This window comes from Escherichia sp. E2748 (assembly GCF_005781125.1).
In the GTDB taxonomy this organism is placed as follows: domain Bacteria; phylum Pseudomonadota; class Gammaproteobacteria; order Enterobacterales; family Enterobacteriaceae; genus Escherichia.
This window is the reverse complement of record NZ_VATP01000013.1, coordinates 134,691-151,359: the sequence shown is the minus strand read 5'-3', so window position 1 is coordinate 151,359 and position 16,669 is coordinate 134,691. Positions and strand designations below refer to the sequence as shown.

Sequence of the window (16,669 nt, the reverse complement as noted above, 5' to 3'; positions counted from 1 at the left end):
AAGATGGCGGGATGACGGTAACGACTATCCGCCAGGCTTTTAAATCGCCTTAATATCCTTGCTCGAAATAACTTTCGAGAATAATAACCGCAGAGGCAGAGTCGACTTTGCCTTTGTTGAGCGCCCGATAGCCGCCCTGTTCAAACAGACCGGAACGCGCTTCCACGGTGCTAAGACGCTCGTCATGGAGCTTTACTTCAACACCGAAACGGCCATGAATACGGTTGGCAAATTTACGCGCTCTGGCAGTCAATGGTTGCTCGGTGCCGTCCATATTCAGCGGCAAACCGACGATGATTTCGTCTGGTTGCCACTCTTTCAGTAAACGCTCGATAAGGTTCCAGTCCGGCGTACCGTCCTGTGCTTTAATTGCGGGCAGCGGGCGAGCGGTGCCAGTAATGCGTTGGCCGACCGCTACGCCAATGCTTTTGGTGCCGAAGTCGAAGGCGAGTAATGTTCCGCTCATCAGGCATGCCCTGCCACACCAGGCATGGTTAGAATATCAACACCAATCAGCCTTGCCGCATCGCGCCAGCGGTCGGCTATCGGTGTTTTGAACAGAATATTCAGATCTGCCGGGGCGGTTAACCACGCGTTATCGAGAATTTCTTGTTCCAGTTGGCCTTTATCCCAGGAGGAGTAACCAAGGGCTACCATCACGTCAGCAGGTTGTTTATCGGTGCCGAGTGTTTCCAGCACATCGCGGGAAGTGGTCATCACCGTGTTATCTGAAATGCGAATGCTGGACGCAAAATTGGATGGAGGGGTATGCAAAATAAACCCGCGATCTTCAGCTAGCGGGCCGCCAAGCATAACCGGTTTGTCCAGACGGACAGATTCATCACGCGGCTCCGGCGTGATCTTCAGCTTTTCCAGAATCCCTTCAATTTTGAGATTTTCCAGTGGCTTGTTAATGATGATCCCCATTGCTCCATTGGTATTATGTTCGCAAATGTAGACCACGGAACGACGGAAAATCGGATCCTGGAGAGCAGGCATGGCAATAAGAAAGTGATGCTGTAAATTCATTGTCAGAGGTTCTGTTTCCTGGTTCAAAAAAGCAACAGCGCCCAGTATGCGTGGAAAGTATGGCGCTGTCACTCATAGTCTCAACGAGATCCCTCTCGCTAAACAGGGTTACTGCTGCTGTAATCGTGCTTCAATAGCATCCATTAACATTCCGGTGATAGACACCGGAAACTCTGCTTCAATCTCACGAATACAGGTTGGACTGGTGACATTAATTTCAGTCAGGCGGTCACCGATAATATCCAGACCAACAAAAATCAGCCCTTTTTCTTTCAGCGTCGGTCCTACCTGACGGGCGATTTTCCAGTCGCTTTCCGTTAGCGGACGAGGTTCGCCACGACCACCGGCAGCCAGATTGCCACGGGTTTCGCCGCCCTGTGGAATACGCGCCAGACAGTACGGTACTGGTTCGCCATCCACCACCAGCACGCGCTTGTCACCATCTTTAATCGCTGGCAGATAATTTTGTGCCATGCAGTAGCGAGTGCCGTGCTCAGTCAAGGTTTCGGCAATCACACCAAGGTTCGGATCGCCTTCTTTCACGCGGAAAATCGACGCGCCGCCCATACCGTCCAGCGGCTTAAGAATGATGTCGCTGTGTTTTTCCCAGAACGCTTTCAACTGCGCTTTATTGCGCGTGACCAGCGTTTCTGGCGTTAAGTCAGAGAACCATGCGGTAAACAGTTTCTCGTTACAGTCGCGCAGGCTCTGCGGCTTGTTAACAATCAGCGTTCCTTTCTCTTCGGCGCGTTCCAGAATATAGGTCGCGTAGATAAACTCGGTATCAAACGGCGGATCTTTACGCATCAGAATCACGTCGAGATCGGCCAGTTGCAGATCCTGCTCACCCGTGAACTCGTACCATTTATCGTAGTTCTGTTCGACGCTCAAAGTACGGGTACGAGCGCGAGCCTCACCATTGATCAAATAGAGATCGGCCATCTCCATATAGTGAAGTTCGTAACCACGACGCTGTGCTTCCAGCAACATAGCGAAACTGGAATCTTTCTTGATGTTGATGCTTGCGATGGGGTCCATCACGATGCCGAGCTTGATCATTATTCTTCTCCGTTAGCCCAGATCGCCAAAACGCACTTGTAGCGCGGTAATGGCGGTGAGCGCAGTTGTCTCAGTACGCAGAACGCGAGGTCCCAACAGGATATCAGTAAATTGATAGCGGGCAGTCATGGCAATTTCATCTGCCGACAAACCGCCTTCCGGGCCAATCAGCAGGCGGACGCGTTCGACTGGTAACGGCAGCGTGTTGATGCTGTTACTGGCGCGCGGGTGAAGATTGAGTTTCAAGCCTTCATCTTGCTCTGCACACCAGGCTTCCAGATCCATCGCTGGACGGATTTCTGGTACCCGATTACGACCACACTGCTCGCAGGCGGCAATTGCAATTTTCTGCCACTGCTGGAGCTTCTTGTTCAGACGTTCACTATCCAGTTTAACGCCGCAGCGTTCAGAAAAAAGTGGCGTAATGAGGCTTACGCCAAGTTCTATCGATTTCTGGATAGTGAATTCCATTTTTTCTCCGCGCGACATCACCTGACCGAGGTGAATATGCAAGGGAGATTCACGATCGTCTACCTGGCCTTCCAGCACTTTAACTTCCACGCTTTTTTTGCTGGCACTGGTGATTTCTGCGTCAAAGACCTGGTTGCTGCCGTCAAATAACTGTAATGCCTGACCTGGCGCCATACGCAGGACGCGCCCGATATGGTTAGCGGCATCTTCACAAAGCGCGATCTGCGAATTGCTGGTGAGTGGTTCAGGATGATAAATGCGGGGGATACGCATGGTTAAATATCCGCGTCGTCTCCCCACGCGGTTGCGCGCGTGGGGCAGGGTTAACAAAAAGAATTTCGCTAGTGTAGGTTAGCTCTTTCGCGCCTGGCAAGCGCGTTGCACATACGGGTTGTGATTGCCTTGCACCTTCGCGATGCGTTCGTCACGCTCACACTCCCAGTCGGTGACCGGATACATTTTGTTCCAGGCGTTAAACAGCTGCGTTTGCTGGCGTGAGAGTGTCAGGTTGTACTGGTCACGCATGTAGAAGTAAATCCGCGCAATGGAACCACGGGCATGAGCTGGCGGTTCAGCAACTTTTTCTTTGAAATCAATCTTCATGGCGCACTGCCCATACTGGCCCTCGCCGCCATTCCACTGGCTGTACATAAAGTTGCCGCGATCGCCGTTCACTTCACCTATCGCGGGCTGCAGGTTATGCATATCGCTTTCCATTTGGCGATAAACCGGATCTTTAGCGCAGTTTTTACGACCGCCTTCCTGCCAGCACTGACGCTGGTGGCCGAACTGCCAGGCGGGAACAACATGTTCCCACTCTACGCGGCTGGCGCGGTTTTCATTTTTGCGCACCTGATACCCGCACGACTCCAGATCCACGATGCCTTTTTTACCCTGCCAGTTGATTTTACATCCGCAGTAAAATGTTCCCGGCACATCAGCGTAGACTTTTACCGCTGCTGTTTTCGCCTGGGAAAAACTATTGATGCCTTCGGCTAACGCCGTGCCGGATAATGCTGCGCTCAGTACCACCGCAGCCACAGACAAATTACGGTACATCACTTACTCCGTGTTAAAACGAGCGAGCAACGTAGCGAAAGTTGTTTTGGTATGCAATCAGCCAGATCAGTAAAATTCCTGATAGTTCTGCTGGTTATTGGGCAACCAGTTGTTCGCCGCAGTGAACGCAGCGATAGACGGCTTCGCCTCGTACCACGCGGTTATGACGACGTACGGTAAGCTGATGCTCCTGGCATTTGCAACGGTAGGGGAAAGTGTTACGGCGCACGGATTGCAGTTCAAACTGATGCGTACGGCGGGCGGGAACGCCCAGCACGCTTTCCATCATCCACTTCCACTCTTTGCCATGTGGCGCTACGCGACCGAAGTGCTTCCACACCAGCAGATGCGCCAGTTCGTGTGGCACCACTTCTTCTATAAAAGCCTCGCTGTTTTCCATCAGCAACACCGGATTGAGGCGAATTTCATAGCTTTCCAGCCAGGCTGTTCCGGCGGATGTGCCACGCTGGGTATAAGAGAGTTTTGGCTCCGGATAGTTACGCCCCAGCTTGAGGTTGGCCTGGGCGAGTTTTTCCCGCAGGCGACGCATAACAGCCTGTTGGATGGCGATAGGGAGACGGGATGTTTTCATAGCGGCAGAGGATAGAGCGAAGAAAAGATGACTGCAAGAGGTGGCTTCCTCCGCGACGGGAGGAAGCCTGAGGAGATTAATCGTGAGCGCCGATTTCGCGCAGTTTACGACCTTTCATCAGATTACGTTCAATGTGTTCCAGCGAAACGTGTTTGGTTTCCGGCACCAGCCACAGTGTCAGCAGGATAAACAGCACATTCAGACCTGCGTAAACCCAGAAGGTATTGGCGTTGCCCAGCGTGTTGAGCATGGTCAGGAAGGTTGCGCCGACAATCATGTTGGCAATCCAGTTGGTGGCGGTGGAGCAGGTGATACCGAAGTCGCGGCCTTTCAGCGGCTGGATTTCAGAACACAGTACCCAAATCAACGGACCCGCGCTCATGGCAAAACCGACAATAAACATCAGCAGCATGGCGATGGCGAAATATTGCGCCGACGGTGAGTGAATACCGATATGCATCATTGTACCCAGTACGCCCATGCCCACAGCCATCACCATGAAGCCCAGCGTCAACGTTGGTTTACGTCCCCAACGGTCAACAAGACCGATTGCGATAAAGGTGGCAAGTACGTTGGTCAGGCCGACAATCACGGTCCCCCACATTTGTTCCGTCGTGTTGGTATATCCCGCCAGTTCGAAGATTTTTGGCGCGTAATACATGATGACGTTCATCCCGGTGAATTGCTGCATCACCTGCAACAGTACACCCAGGAACACCGCGCGACGGAAGTTACTGTTCTCTTTAAACAGCGCCCAACCGCTCTGTTTAACCTGCAAACTTTCACGGATTTCATCCAGTTCACGTTTGGCTTCCGTGCTGGTGTCGCGCAGGCGCAGTAGCACGCGTTCGGCATCAACAAAGCGGCGTTTGGCAGCAAACCAACGTGGGCTGTCTGGCAGGAAGAAGACGCCAATCAGTAGCAGAATTGCCGGGATGATAATCACACCCAGCATCCAGCGCCATGCACCGGTGTAGCTGAAGGCGGTATCAGAAAGATACGCGCCGAGGATCCCGATAGTGATCATCAACTGATACATCGAGATCATACTGCCGCGAATTTTCTCTGGCGCAATTTCAGAGAGGTACAGCGGCGCGGTATAAGAGGCCACACCTACCGCCAGTCCCAGCAGCACGCGGGAAAGAATCAGCACTTCAACGTTCGGTGCAGCGGCAGAGAACAGCGAACCGGCAACAAACAGGATTGCGCCGATCATCAGGCTCTTTTTGCGCCCGAGTTTAAAGGAGAGCCAGCCGCTACCCACCGCACCGACTGCCGCACCGAACATCATGGAGCTTACGACCCATTCTTGCGTGTGCGAAGTAATCTGGAATTCATCTGCAATAAACGGCAGTGCGCCAGCAATTACACCGATATCCAGGCCAAAGAGTAATCCCGCCAGAGCGGCAAGGAAGCAGACGAAAAACGTCATTGCCTTGTTTGACCGCCCCTGTTTTTTAGCGTCAGGCATGATGCCCTCCAATATGGTTATTTTTTATTGTGAATTAAGATAGGTGAGTACGACGTAAAAAGATGTGAAGCAAATCACATCAGTGTAATCGCTTACACTAACATTCATTATGATTATAATTTAAGTGTATGAAAATAATTGAGTTATATAATCATAGGTTAAACATAGTTATCTGCATTTAAGACTTTACTGAAAAGAAATGTAACGATTATGAAAAATGAATCATACGATGAAAATATTGTGAACATTTGCTCTGTATTGCTGGTGTAATCGGTTTCAATCGTGATGATGATTTGCGGGTAAAACGTGTTCAGGAAGAATGATGTCATTGCGCGGGCGGCTTTTTGCCGGATGCGGCGTGAACGCCTATCCACCGCGGTGAGGTAAAAGAAAAGGCCAGCGCGAGGCTGGCCTTTGAAAGCAGGTGAAGAAAGATTACTTCAGACCGGCAGCTTCACGCAGCAGTTGCGCTTTGTCGGTTTTTTCCCACGGGAAATGTTCGCGACCAAAGTGACCGTATGCTGCGGTTTCTTTGTAGATCGGGTGCAGCAGATCCAGCATCTGAATCAGACCGTATGGACGCAGGTCGAAAAACTCACGTACCAGCAGGGTCAGCTGTTCAGAAGGCACTTTCTCGGTACCGAAAGTTTCCACCATGATGGAGGTCGGTTCAGCCACGCCAATTGCGTAGGAAACCTGAATTTCGCAACGGTCAGCCAGGCCAGCAGCAACGATGTTTTTCGCGACATAACGTGCTGCGTACGCTGCGGAACGGTCCACTTTTGATGGATCTTTACCGGAGAACGCGCCGCCACCGTGACGTGCCATGCCGCCGTAGGTATCTACGATAATTTTACGACCAGTCAGACCGCAGTCACCCATCGGGCCGCCGATAACAAAACGTCCGGTCGGGTTGATGAAGAATTTGGTTGCTGAAGTCAGCCATTCAGCCGGCAGAATCGGCTTGATGATCTCTTCCATTACCGCTTCTTGCAGCGATTTCTGGTCGATATCTTCAGAGTGCTGAGTGGAAAGCACGACAGCATCGATGCCGACGATTTTGCCGTCGTCATACTGGAAAGTCACCTGGCTTTTCGCGTCCGGGCGCAGCCACGGCAGAGTGCCGTTTTTACGCACTTCAGCCTGACGCTGTACCAGACGGTGTGCATAGGTGATAGGTGCAGGCATCAGCACGTCGGTTTCGTTGGTTGCGTAGCCAAACATCAGACCCTGGTCGCCCGCGCCCTGTTCCAGCGGATCGGCACGGTCAACGCCCTGGTTGATGTCAGGAGATTGTTTGCCGATAGCGCTCAGGACCGCACAGGAGTTAGCGTCAAAGCCCATGTCGGAATGTACATAGCCAATTTCGCGAACGGTGTTACGGGTGATCTCTTCGATGTCTACCCAGGCGCTGGTGGTGATTTCACCGCCAACTAAAACCATGCCGGTTTTTACGTAGGTTTCGCAAGCAACGCGTGCTTTCGGATCCTGTTCGAGGATCGCGTCTAAAACGGCATCAGAGATTTGGTCAGCAATTTTGTCAGGATGCCCTTCAGAGACGGACTCGGACGTAAAAAGGTGTTTTGCCATATTTAATATCACCTAAAGAGAATTTGGTTAGCTCAAACTGTTGTGTGGATTTTCTGTGGTAGCGGATCCTACCACGACTCGACAGGTTAAAAACACTGGCAGTCTGAGTGTTAATCAGTATGGATGGATTAACATCTGGATGGCTATTCTAGGTCAATCCTTCACCCGATTTCCACTTTTTTTTGAATCGTGTCTCATTCTGTTAGAAACGTGGCTGGAAATTTTTCCTGACAATGCTGGCATTCTGCGTATTTATCTTTTGCAATTTTCTGCCATTGTGGGGTATAAAACGCGGCGCGCGGCTTAAATAAAAAGCACACGACGTTTTTTTCGTGTTGCCACTTCCAGCCGGGTTGAAATCAGAGTTTTGGCTTGTGGGTTCGTCTTAACGGGCGGCCGTGGAGGTGATACGAAATAATGAACCGTTGTCTGCTGCTTAACCTGTCTCACCGTTCTGGTGAAGATTCGTTCCCCGCACTCTGCATCTCTGCTTTGCATACCTGCCGATGTTATACCCATCTCGGCGCTTCTCAGGATTCAAGAGCTGGTTACAGTTACTGAGGACTGAACAAGGGCGCTCTTGTAAAAACAAGAGTTTTCTCGTGGTTTCGCCGAACTGTCACACTTACGTTCGGTTATGTGCTTAATAATGTTATGAAAAAGAAACCGATTGCGCAGTCGGAGCGTCAGCATACACTGCTGGAAAATCCATGTGCTTATGGGTTGTTATCGCAGTTTCAGGCTGCGATAGTGGTTAACTGTTTTACACTTAATAAAATAATTTGAGGTTCGCTATGTCTGACGACATGTCTATGAGTTTGCCTTCGTCAGCGGGCGAACACGGTGTACTACGCTCCATGCAGGAGGTTGCAATGAGCTCCCAGGAAGCCAGCAAGATGCTGCGTACTTACAATATTGCCTGGTGGGGCAATAACTACTATGACGTTAACGAGCTGGGCCACATCAGCGTGTGCCCGGACCCGGACGTACCGGAAGCTCGCGTCGATCTCGCGCAGTTGGTGAAAACCCGCGAAGCACAGGGCCAGCGTCTGCCTGCACTGTTCTGTTTCCCGCAGATCCTGCAGCACCGTTTGCGTTCCATAAACGCCGCGTTTAAACGTGCGCGTGAATCCTACGGTTATAACGGTGACTACTTCCTCGTTTATCCGATCAAAGTTAACCAGCATCGCCGCGTGATTGAGTCCCTGATTCATTCTGGCGAACCGTTGGGACTGGAAGCAGGCTCGAAAGCAGAGTTGATGGCCGTTCTGGCGCATGCTGGCATGACCCGCAGCGTCATCGTCTGCAACGGTTATAAAGACCGCGAATATATCCGCCTGGCATTAATTGGCGAGAAGATGGGCCACAAGGTTTATCTGGTCATTGAGAAGATGTCAGAAATCGCCATTGTGCTGGATGAAGCAGAGCGTCTGAATGTCGTTCCTCGTCTGGGCGTGCGTGCACGTCTGGCCTCACAGGGCTCGGGTAAATGGCAATCTTCCGGCGGGGAAAAATCGAAGTTCGGCCTGGCAGCGACTCAGGTACTGCAATTGGTTGAAACGCTGCGTGAAGCCGGGCGTCTCGACAGCCTGCAATTGCTGCACTTCCACCTTGGTTCGCAGATGGCGAATATTCGCGATATCGCCACGGGCGTTCGTGAATCCGCACGCTTCTATGTGGAACTGCATAAGCTGGGCGTCAATATTCAGTGCTTCGACGTCGGCGGCGGTCTGGGCGTGGACTATGAAGGTACCCGTTCGCAGTCTGACTGCTCGGTGAACTACGGCCTCAATGAATACGCCAACAATATCATCTGGGCGATTGGTGATGCGTGTGAAGAAAATGGTCTGCCGCATCCGACGGTAATCACCGAATCGGGTCGTGCGGTGACTGCGCATCACACCGTGCTGGTGTCTAATATCATCGGCGTGGAACGTAACGAATACACGGTGCCGACCGCGCCCGCAGAAGATGCGCCGCGCGCACTGCAAAGCATGTGGGAAACCTGGCAGGAAATGCACGAACCGGGAACTCGCCGTTCTCTGCGTGAATGGTTGCACGACAGCCAGATGGATCTGCACGATATTCATATCGGCTACTCTTCTGGCACCTTTAGCCTGCAAGAACGCGCATGGGCTGAGCAGCTTTATTTGAGCATGTGCCATGAAGTGCAAAAGCAACTGGATCCGCAAAACCGTGCTCATCGTCCGATTATCGACGAGCTGCAGGAACGTATGGCGGACAAAATGTACGTCAACTTCTCGCTGTTCCAGTCGATGCCGGACGCATGGGGGATCGACCAGTTGTTCCCGGTACTGCCGCTGGAAGGGCTGGATCAAGTGCCGGAACGCCGCGCTGTGCTGCTGGATATTACCTGTGACTCTGACGGTGCTATCGACCACTATATCGATGGTGACGGTATTGCCACGACAATGCCAATGCCGGAGTACGATCCGGAGAATCCGCCGATGCTCGGTTTCTTTATGGTCGGCGCATATCAGGAGATCCTCGGCAACATGCACAACCTGTTCGGTGATACCGAAGCGGTTGACGTGTTCGTCTTCCCTGACGGCAGCGTAGAAGTGGAACTGTCTGACGAAGGCGATACCGTGGCGGACATGCTGCAATATGTACAGCTCGATCCGAAAACGCTGTTAACTCAGTTCCGTGATCAAGTGAAGAAAACCGATCTTGATGCTGAACTGCAACAACAGTTCCTGGAAGAGTTCGAGGCAGGTTTATACGGTTATACCTATCTTGAAGATGAATAATTAAACCGATGGTTGGGTGTTTTTATACAACACCCAACCTTTTCTCAGGTCATAAGGGCTAAAGGAAAGAGCACTAATTGCGGGAAGAGCACCAGTAAAATAAGGATTGCCACGCATGTGAGTAAGAACGGCCATATACCTTTGACCAGCTCATCCATACTTATCTTTCCAATACCACAAATTACATTTAATACTGTGCCTACTGGTGGTGTTATCAAACCAATGGACGTATTTATTACAAAAAGAACACCGAAATATACCGGGTCTATTCCTGCCTGTTTAATCAAAGGTACAAGTACAGGTGTCATAACTAAAATAGTGGGTGTTAAATCCATTGCTGTACCGATGATAAATATCAGCAACATTAATGTTAATATTAACAAAGTTTGGCTATGCATAACCGGCGCCAGCAGTTCCGTTAATTGTGCTGGAATATCTGCTGCTGCTATAAGCCATGCAGAAACCGATGCAGCAGCAACCAGGAACATAATAACAGCTGTTGTCTTAGCGGCATTGAGCATTAATCCATAAAGCGATCCTAAGTTAATGCCACGATAAATAAATACGCCGACAAATAATGAATAAGCAGCTGCTATCACTGCCGCTTCTGTTGGGGTAAATATACCAATCCTTAATCCACCCACGATAATAACAGGTAGCAACAACGCCCAAAAACCTTCACGAGTCTTTTTCAGCCTGTCTCGCAATGTGCTCTTCGGACTTGTTTGTACATTTTCTGATTTAGCCAGTAGTCGCCAGGTCAGGAGTAATCCCATTCCCATAATTATGCCAGGTACGATACCCGCAAGAAACAATTTGGTAATGGAAATTTGGCCTGTAACACCATACAAAATCATTGCTACTGATGGTGGAATTACTGGCGCGATTATTCCTCCGGCTCCGATTAAACCGCCAGTCCGATTTAATTTATACCCAGCTTCACGCATCATCGGTAAGAGAATCGCCGCCAATGCAGCAGTATCAGCTGCAGCAGAACCAGAGAGCGAAGCCATAATAATGGCGGCAAAAACGGCGACGTATCCCATTCCTCCTCGCACATGACCAACCCAGGTCATGGCAATACCAATAATCCGTTTGGTCATACCTCCGGCATTCATAAACTCTCCCGCCAGCATGAAAAAAGGTACTGCCAGTAACGGGAAGTTATTAGCTCCATTCCACATATTTTGAGTAATAATTTGGATATCTGTCATATCCAAAAAATACATTAATGAAAGAGCGCAAATAATTAGTGAGAAGGCGATAGGTAAGCCGATGAACATCGATAACAGAAGTGAACCCGCAAATATTAATAATGCCATTACTTACCCTCCCTGGAAGATATGGAAGAAAGCGTTTTAGCCCGGAAGAGATAATTTTTTGTAAAAACAGATATAATGTTTATCAATGCACTGATAAAAATACAAATGCCGGTCAGCCATGAAATTCCGAAAATAAGCAACATATTAACATCTAAAACCGGTGAATATGTCGTTGACAGAATATCAGATTCAATCCAGGTACCGTAAATTAGCGTTATACTACATACCAACATAAGTACCTGTGAAGCTAATTGGCAAATCTGTTGACCCAATAATGGCATTTTTTTAATGAAAAGGTCTACGCGAATATGGCTCTGATCTTTGATTGCTACCACAGCACCAATAAATATCATCCATACGAATAAAAATCGAGGTAACTCTTCAGCTATGTCTATTCCACTGTTAAAGATAAAACGCATCAATACATTGATAAGCACAAGAAGAAACATAATGCTGATACATATCACCATGATGGCTTCAAGGCTACCTATGAAAAACCTTGTGGCTTTTTCATAAATTTTCATTATGGAAACCTTTATTGAGAATAGCGGGGATATAGTATTACCCGCTATCTTGATAGTATTATTCAGCGAGTTTTTTCTTTACATCATAAAAATGCTTGATGGTATCTTCACCGACGGTTTTTTTATGTTTTTCTATAACAGGTTGAACGGCTTGCTGGATTTTTGACAATTCTCCTTCTTGTAAGGAGGAGACTACCATGCCATTTTTCCTGAGTTCGTCAATGGCGCCTTTTTCCTGTTCAATTTCTTGCTGGCGTTGAAACGTTTTATTGTTGTTGGCAACTTTCTGGATCACTTCTCTTTGTTTCTCAGTCAGCGAATCAAACCACTTTTTAGACACGATCAACGCAACAGGGGTATAAACATGCCCTGTCAGTGTCATATATTTTTCAACTTCATACATTTTATTCTGTAAGATATCGACAGAAGGGTGTTCATGACCATCAAGAGCGCCAGTTTCAAGTGCTGTAAATACCTCTGAATAAGCCATAGGTGAAGGATTTATACCTAAGCTTTTAAAACTGTCTATAGCAACCTGTGTTGGCATTACACGAATTTTTAAGCCTTTAAAACCTTCAAGCGTGGTGACTTCTCGTTTTATATTTGCCACATTACGAAAAGCGCCACCTGCCCATGTCAGTCCTTTCAGGTTAATGCTATCAAGATCTGTTAATAATTTATCGCCAAATTCACTATCAAGTATTTTTGCAGCTTCGTCATTAGAGGAAAATAAAAATGGGAAGTCGAATATTTGAAATTGTTTCTGAAAACCTGCAAGCGGAGAAACGGCGCCCATATAGAGTTGCTGAACATTACTTCGTGTTGCTTGCAACATTTGCTGTTCAGATCCGAGAACAGCATTTCCGTAAACAGTAATCTTAATTTCACCATCAGTTGCATTTTCAACATCTGCCGCAAATTTTTTCATAGCAATGGCTCTTGGATGTGCATCTGAAAATGAATGACCTAGCTTTACTGCTTTGACTTCTGCATTAAGGGTTGTTGAAAAAAAGCTACAACTTACTAATAATATCCCCAAGCTTAGACTTTGAACGGCAGAAGTAAATTCCTTTGCTTTCATATAAATATCCTTTATTAAATAAAATAATATGATTTGTATTTGTCTTTTTATTTATGGTGTTAATAATCTGGCTTATAAATTGTTATAATACTGCCAACCAACCACCATCGACATAAATAACTTGTCCATTGATATAGTCAGAAGCTGTAGAGGACAGGAATATGGCAGTTCCTACTAGCTCCTCTGGTTTTCCCCATCGTTCTGCTGGATTACTATTTTTAACCCATTTATCAAATTCTGCGTTATTAATAAGCGCAGTATTCATATCCGTTAATATATAGCCAGGACCAATAGCATTTGCCTGAATATTAAATTTTGCCCATTCAGCAGCCATAGAGCGGGTAAGCATTTTCACCCCGCCTTTTGCCGCGGTATAAGGTGAAACGGTTGGGCGAGCTGCTTCACTTGTTAAAGAGGCAATATTGATAATTTTGCCACCTGTATTGCGAGCTATCATGCGAGAGGCTGCTGCCTTTGAAACCAGAAAAACACTGGTGAGATTTACATCAATAACTTTTTGCCAGTCAGCTAAAGCAAGATCCACAATCGACTGACGGTACTGGATACCAGCGTTATTAATAAGAATATCGATAGCGATATCTTGTTCATCTATTTGTTGAAATGCTTGTTCCACAGCCTTTTCATCTGCCACGTTGAATGCAATTCCTTGTGCAGACAAGCCTCTGCTCTGGAGTTGTTCAACAGCTTCTTGCAACACGGCGTCATTCAGGTCATTTAGAATGACATGCGCACCAGCGCTGGCTAATCCTTCTGCATATGCGAATCCCAGACCGCGGGCGGAGCCTGTAATCAGAGCTGTTTTACCTGTCAGATCAAATAAATGATGCATTTTGTTTCCCTTATCATGGAAAGTTTTTTGAAAGGTAGGACGTCTGACAAGTTGCGTAAAAAACGATACAGTATTAAAAAACTTGTTCAATAAAAGCGCTTTCAAAATGTGTTGATAATCACAAAAAACAGAAAATTGAACTTGTAGGACATGTTATACTCATTTTTATTTTATAAAGTCTGTAGAAAGATGAATTCAAATAAAGCCGTTAAAAATCATAATGTTGTGTCTGTTTTGTTTGAGGCTATGAAAGGCTATCTGCAAGATGGTCGCTGGAAAGCGGGTTACAAACTTCCTTCAGAAGCCCAACTCGCTGCTCAATTTGGCGTAAGCAGAGTTAGCGTTCGAAGTGCAGTTCAAAAATTGCGTGATATGGGGGCTGTGATTACGTACCAGGGTAAAGGGACATATGTAACTGATAATATAGATAAATATGGTATTGATGATTTGCTGGCGAAACCTGCTATGCATCTTAGTGAAGCTGCGTTTTGTGATATGCTGGTTTTCAGGCAAACCGTGGAATTTAAATGCATTGAACTTGCTGCACAGCACGCAGATGATGAAGATATCGCGATTCTCGAACGTCTGCTTGGACAAATGTTAATCAATAAAAACGACTATAAAAAGTACAGTAAAGCAGACTACGAATTCCATCTTGGTATTGTTAATGCGGCAAAGAACACGGTTTTTACTGCAGCCATGCATGCAATAAAAGACATATATTATCAATATCTTGAAGAGTTGAATCGGACCCTTGGCATCACTATTGAAAGCATTGATGCACACTTGAATATTTATCTGGCAATAAAAAACCGCGATCCAAAAGCTGCCGCCGAAATTCTTGATACGCATATGGCGAGCAATCTCAAAGTTATCCAGACGCTTAATGAAAAAAAATAGTTGCCTGAGAAAATAATCCAGCTCATACTGCTCCACACCACATGTAGGACAACTGACAGGTTGCGCGAATCGGCTAACTACAGTGGAAATGAATATGCAGAATCTGAAAATAACAGATGTCAGGACGATCCTTACTGCACCCGGTGGGATCGATCTGGCCGTTGTAAAAATTGAAACGAATGAACCTGGCTTATATGGGCTTGGATGCGCTACGTTTACTCAGCGGATAGTGGCAGTGGAAAAGGCTGTAAATGAGTATATGAAGCCTTTCTTGATTGGGAAAAACCCTGCCCGTATAGAAGATATCTGGCAATCAGCATGTGTAAGCGGTTACTGGCGTAGTGGCCCAATTATGAATAATGCCTTGTCAGGGATCGATATGGCTTTGTGGGATCTAAAGGGAAAAGTCGCCGGACTCCCTGTTTATGAATTACTGGGGGGGAAATGCCGTGATGGCGTGCCATTATACCGCCATACTGACGGGGCTGATGAGATTGAAGTTGAAGATAATATCCACAGCGCTATAGCAGAGGGGTATCAGTACGTTCGCTGTCAGATGGGGATGTATGGTGGGGCTGGAACCGATGATCTGAAACTTATTGCCAGTAAATTAGCCAGAGCAAAAAACATTCAACCGAAACGCTCGCCAGCTAACAAAACTGCTGGCATCTATTTTGATCCGGAAGCGTATGCCAGAAGCGTTCCTCGTTTGTTCGATCATTTGCGTAATAAGTTTGGTTTTGGCATTGAATTTATCCACGACGTTCATGAACGCATAAGCCCCATTAACGCAATCCAATTAGCAAAATCACTTGAACCTTACTCACTTTTTTATCTTGAAGATCCTGTGGCCCCGGAAAACCTGGAGTGGTTGAAAGTACTTCGTCAACAATCGTCAACTCCTATTGCTATGGGGGAGTTATTCACGAATATTAATGAATATAAACCATTAATTATTAATCAACAGATTGACTTTATTCGCTGCCATGTCAGTTCAATTGGCGGGATCACACCAGCAAGAAAACTGGCGATTTTGAGTGAAATGTTTGGAGTTAGAACAGCATGGCATGGACCAGGAGACATTTCTCCTGTGGGGGTAGCCGCTAACATGCATTTGTCTGTAAGTTCGAGTAATTTTGGTATTCAGGAATACACGCCAGTCAATGAGGCGCTGCAAGATGTTTTTACAGGCTGCATCCAGATTAAGGACGGTTTTGCATATGTGAGTGATAAACCAGGACTGGGTATTGAAATGGATGAAAATAAAGCAAAAGCATGGCCAATTAATGGCGGTATTCCTGGCTGGACATTAGCGCGTACTCCTGACGGTACAGCGGCCCGACCATAGCCGTAAATTTATTTTTAGTGAGACCTCAAACATAGGAAGTGTAACGGCTATTGCCTTTGCTCTGATTGACCTGATTTGTGCAGACTACCAGCGATAATTCTTCTTATTCACTTCTACCAAATCCAACCCTTCTTCGTCGGGCCTGACGAAGAAGGTTTTTATATCGACTTTGTAAAAACAGCCCATTTATGAGCACATTAGGTCATCAATATTGTAGCTCACTGTCTACAAACTACTTTGGTTGTCAGCAAAATAGCGCAGGCACACTTTGATGCCCATATCGATACCTATAGTTGTGAGTTTGGCCACTGCCGCATTGTAAGAAGATCTGAACGACTTGAACTATTCGTATTGAGTGCGATGGAGACGACAACTTTACCGTGCTGGATGTCTGCCAGGTGAACGATCACTGTGTGGATGATATTATCGTCCAGGCGAAATAGATTGTTGGTGATATGCCGAGCTATCTGACTTTGGATATCGACAGCCCGTGCCCTACTTTTGCGCTGGAGAAGCTTTTTCCCGGATTGGCTGCGCTGAACTGCAACAACAGTTCCTGGAAGAATTCGAGGCAGGTTTGTACGGTTAAACCTATCTTGAAG

18 protein-coding genes are annotated in these 16,669 nt (G+C 47.4%); 6 read left to right on the top strand and 12 right to left on the bottom strand.

Annotation, left to right across the window (positions count from 1 at the left end):
- Nucleotides 1-49 precede the first annotated feature (49 nt).
- From ruvX to metK, 8 genes are all read right to left on the bottom strand, one after another.
- Complete coding sequence (gene ruvX / locus FEK42_RS12950) at nucleotides 50-466, bottom strand: Holliday junction resolvase RuvX (RefSeq protein WP_000017111.1); 417 nt, start codon at nucleotides 464-466, stop codon at nucleotides 50-52.
- Nucleotides 466-1,029: a YqgE/AlgH family protein gene (locus FEK42_RS12945; RefSeq protein ID WP_130207909.1), complete on the bottom strand. Its 564-nt coding sequence runs from the start codon at nucleotides 1,027-1,029 to the stop codon at nucleotides 466-468. The genes ruvX and FEK42_RS12945 overlap by 1 nt, the downstream gene beginning before the upstream one ends.
- Nucleotides 1,030-1,137: 108 nt before the next feature.
- A complete protein-coding gene (gene gshB / locus FEK42_RS12940) occupies nucleotides 1,138-2,088 on the bottom strand; it encodes a glutathione synthase (RefSeq protein WP_130207907.1) in 951 nt (316 codons plus the stop codon).
- Between the two features lie 12 nt (nucleotides 2,089-2,100).
- Entirely contained in the window at nucleotides 2,101-2,832 is a 732-nt protein-coding gene (gene rsmE / locus FEK42_RS12935; RefSeq protein WP_130221434.1) for a 16S rRNA (uracil(1498)-N(3))-methyltransferase, read from the bottom strand.
- Nucleotides 2,833-2,910: 78 nt separating this feature from the next.
- Complete coding sequence (gene endA, locus FEK42_RS12930) at nucleotides 2,911-3,618, bottom strand: deoxyribonuclease I (protein WP_130207903.1); 708 nt, start codon at nucleotides 3,616-3,618, stop codon at nucleotides 2,911-2,913.
- Nucleotides 3,619-3,712: 94 nt separating this feature from the next.
- Nucleotides 3,713-4,210: a SprT family zinc-dependent metalloprotease gene (locus FEK42_RS12925; RefSeq protein WP_130207901.1), complete on the bottom strand. Its 498-nt coding sequence runs from the start codon at nucleotides 4,208-4,210 to the stop codon at nucleotides 3,713-3,715.
- A gap of 76 nt (nucleotides 4,211-4,286) precedes the next feature.
- Nucleotides 4,287-5,681 (bottom strand): galactose/proton symporter, encoded by a 1,395-nt coding sequence (gene galP / locus FEK42_RS12920; RefSeq protein ID WP_135492982.1) that lies wholly within the window; start codon nucleotides 5,679-5,681, stop codon nucleotides 4,287-4,289.
- Between the two features lie 435 nt (nucleotides 5,682-6,116).
- Complete coding sequence (gene metK / locus FEK42_RS12915; protein ID WP_130207895.1) at nucleotides 6,117-7,271, bottom strand: methionine adenosyltransferase; 1,155 nt, start codon at nucleotides 7,269-7,271, stop codon at nucleotides 6,117-6,119.
- A 55-nt stretch (nucleotides 7,272-7,326) separates the two neighbouring features.
- Here metK and FEK42_RS23205 point away from each other — a divergent pair, with 55 nt between their 5' ends.
- From FEK42_RS23205 to speA, 4 genes are all read left to right on the top strand, one after another.
- Nucleotides 7,327-7,578, top strand: a complete 252-nt coding sequence (locus FEK42_RS23205) for a hypothetical protein (RefSeq protein ID WP_130218033.1) — start codon at nucleotides 7,327-7,329, stop codon at nucleotides 7,576-7,578.
- A 110-nt stretch (nucleotides 7,579-7,688) separates the two neighbouring features.
- Nucleotides 7,689-7,832, top strand: coding sequence for a protein YqgG (gene yqgG / locus FEK42_RS23200; protein ID WP_001297404.1), 144 nt, complete (start codon nucleotides 7,689-7,691; stop codon nucleotides 7,830-7,832).
- 93 nt (nucleotides 7,833-7,925) lie between these two features.
- Nucleotides 7,926-8,057 (top strand): acid stress response protein YqgB, encoded by a 132-nt coding sequence (yqgB, locus tag FEK42_RS12910; RefSeq protein WP_130218031.1) that lies wholly within the window; start codon nucleotides 7,926-7,928, stop codon nucleotides 8,055-8,057.
- An 8-nt stretch (nucleotides 8,058-8,065) separates the two neighbouring features.
- Nucleotides 8,066-10,042: a biosynthetic arginine decarboxylase gene (gene speA, locus FEK42_RS12905; RefSeq protein WP_010347927.1), complete on the top strand. Its 1,977-nt coding sequence runs from the start codon at nucleotides 8,066-8,068 to the stop codon at nucleotides 10,040-10,042.
- A gap of 44 nt (nucleotides 10,043-10,086) precedes the next feature.
- Here speA and FEK42_RS12900 read toward each other — a convergent pair whose 3' ends face one another.
- From FEK42_RS12900 to FEK42_RS12885, 4 genes are all read right to left on the bottom strand, one after another.
- Nucleotides 10,087-11,364 carry a TRAP transporter large permease subunit gene (locus tag FEK42_RS12900; protein WP_135410373.1) on the bottom strand — a complete coding sequence of 426 codons (1,278 nt, stop codon included), beginning with the start codon at nucleotides 11,362-11,364 and terminating at the stop codon, nucleotides 10,087-10,089.
- Nucleotides 11,364-11,888 (bottom strand): TRAP transporter small permease, encoded by a 525-nt coding sequence (locus FEK42_RS12895; protein ID WP_135492981.1) that lies wholly within the window; start codon nucleotides 11,886-11,888, stop codon nucleotides 11,364-11,366. Before FEK42_RS12895 ends, FEK42_RS12900 begins: the two co-directional genes overlap by 1 nt.
- A gap of 58 nt (nucleotides 11,889-11,946) precedes the next feature.
- Nucleotides 11,947-12,969, bottom strand: coding sequence for a DctP family TRAP transporter solute-binding subunit (locus FEK42_RS12890; RefSeq protein ID WP_130259422.1), 1,023 nt, complete (start codon nucleotides 12,967-12,969; stop codon nucleotides 11,947-11,949).
- An 82-nt stretch (nucleotides 12,970-13,051) separates the two neighbouring features.
- A complete protein-coding gene (locus FEK42_RS12885) occupies nucleotides 13,052-13,819 on the bottom strand; it encodes an SDR family oxidoreductase (RefSeq protein WP_130259421.1) in 768 nt (255 codons plus the stop codon).
- A 189-nt stretch (nucleotides 13,820-14,008) separates the two neighbouring features.
- Between FEK42_RS12885 and FEK42_RS12880 the strand changes: the two genes are divergently transcribed.
- Complete coding sequence (locus FEK42_RS12880; protein ID WP_135492980.1) at nucleotides 14,009-14,719, top strand: FadR/GntR family transcriptional regulator; 711 nt, start codon at nucleotides 14,009-14,011, stop codon at nucleotides 14,717-14,719.
- A 94-nt stretch (nucleotides 14,720-14,813) separates the two neighbouring features.
- The gene (locus FEK42_RS12875) at nucleotides 14,814-16,067 is read left to right on the top strand and encodes an enolase C-terminal domain-like protein (protein ID WP_135492979.1); all 1,254 of its coding nucleotides are present in this window, start codon (nucleotides 14,814-14,816) and stop codon (nucleotides 16,065-16,067) included.
- The last annotated feature ends 602 nt before the right edge of the window (nucleotides 16,068-16,669 follow it).

What these genes read in the sequence shown, in the direction of transcription:
- ruvX (WP_000017111.1), bottom strand. Translation starts at nt 466, where the DNA reads ATGAGCGGAACATTACTCGCCTTCGACTTCGGCACCAAAAGCATTGGC.
- FEK42_RS12945 (WP_130207909.1), bottom strand. Translation starts at nt 1,029, where the DNA reads ATGAATTTACAGCATCACTTTCTTATTGCCATGCCTGCTCTCCAGGAT.
- gshB (WP_130207907.1), bottom strand. Translation starts at nt 2,088, where the DNA reads ATGATCAAGCTCGGCATCGTGATGGACCCCATCGCAAGCATCAACATC.
- rsmE (WP_130221434.1), bottom strand. Translation starts at nt 2,832, where the DNA reads ATGCGTATCCCCCGCATTTATCATCCTGAACCACTCACCAGCAATTCG.
- endA (WP_130207903.1), bottom strand. Translation starts at nt 3,618, where the DNA reads ATGTACCGTAATTTGTCTGTGGCTGCGGTGGTACTGAGCGCAGCATTA.
- FEK42_RS12925 (WP_130207901.1), bottom strand. Translation starts at nt 4,210, where the DNA reads ATGAAAACATCCCGTCTCCCTATCGCCATCCAACAGGCTGTTATGCGT.
- galP (WP_135492982.1), bottom strand. Translation starts at nt 5,681, where the DNA reads ATGCCTGACGCTAAAAAACAGGGGCGGTCAAACAAGGCAATGACGTTT.
- metK (WP_130207895.1), bottom strand. Translation starts at nt 7,271, where the DNA reads ATGGCAAAACACCTTTTTACGTCCGAGTCCGTCTCTGAAGGGCATCCT.
- yqgG (WP_001297404.1), top strand. Translation starts at nt 7,689, where the DNA reads ATGAACCGTTGTCTGCTGCTTAACCTGTCTCACCGTTCTGGTGAAGAT.
- yqgB (WP_130218031.1), top strand. Translation starts at nt 7,926, where the DNA reads ATGAAAAAGAAACCGATTGCGCAGTCGGAGCGTCAGCATACACTGCTG.
- speA (WP_010347927.1), top strand. Translation starts at nt 8,066, where the DNA reads ATGTCTGACGACATGTCTATGAGTTTGCCTTCGTCAGCGGGCGAACAC.
- FEK42_RS12900 (WP_135410373.1), bottom strand. Translation starts at nt 11,364, where the DNA reads ATGGCATTATTAATATTTGCGGGTTCACTTCTGTTATCGATGTTCATC.
- FEK42_RS12895 (WP_135492981.1), bottom strand. Translation starts at nt 11,888, where the DNA reads ATGAAAATTTATGAAAAAGCCACAAGGTTTTTCATAGGTAGCCTTGAA.
- FEK42_RS12890 (WP_130259422.1), bottom strand. Translation starts at nt 12,969, where the DNA reads ATGAAAGCAAAGGAATTTACTTCTGCCGTTCAAAGTCTAAGCTTGGGG.
- FEK42_RS12885 (WP_130259421.1), bottom strand. Translation starts at nt 13,819, where the DNA reads ATGCATCATTTATTTGATCTGACAGGTAAAACAGCTCTGATTACAGGC.
- FEK42_RS12880 (WP_135492980.1), top strand. Translation starts at nt 14,009, where the DNA reads ATGAATTCAAATAAAGCCGTTAAAAATCATAATGTTGTGTCTGTTTTG.
- FEK42_RS12875 (WP_135492979.1), top strand. Translation starts at nt 14,814, where the DNA reads ATGCAGAATCTGAAAATAACAGATGTCAGGACGATCCTTACTGCACCC.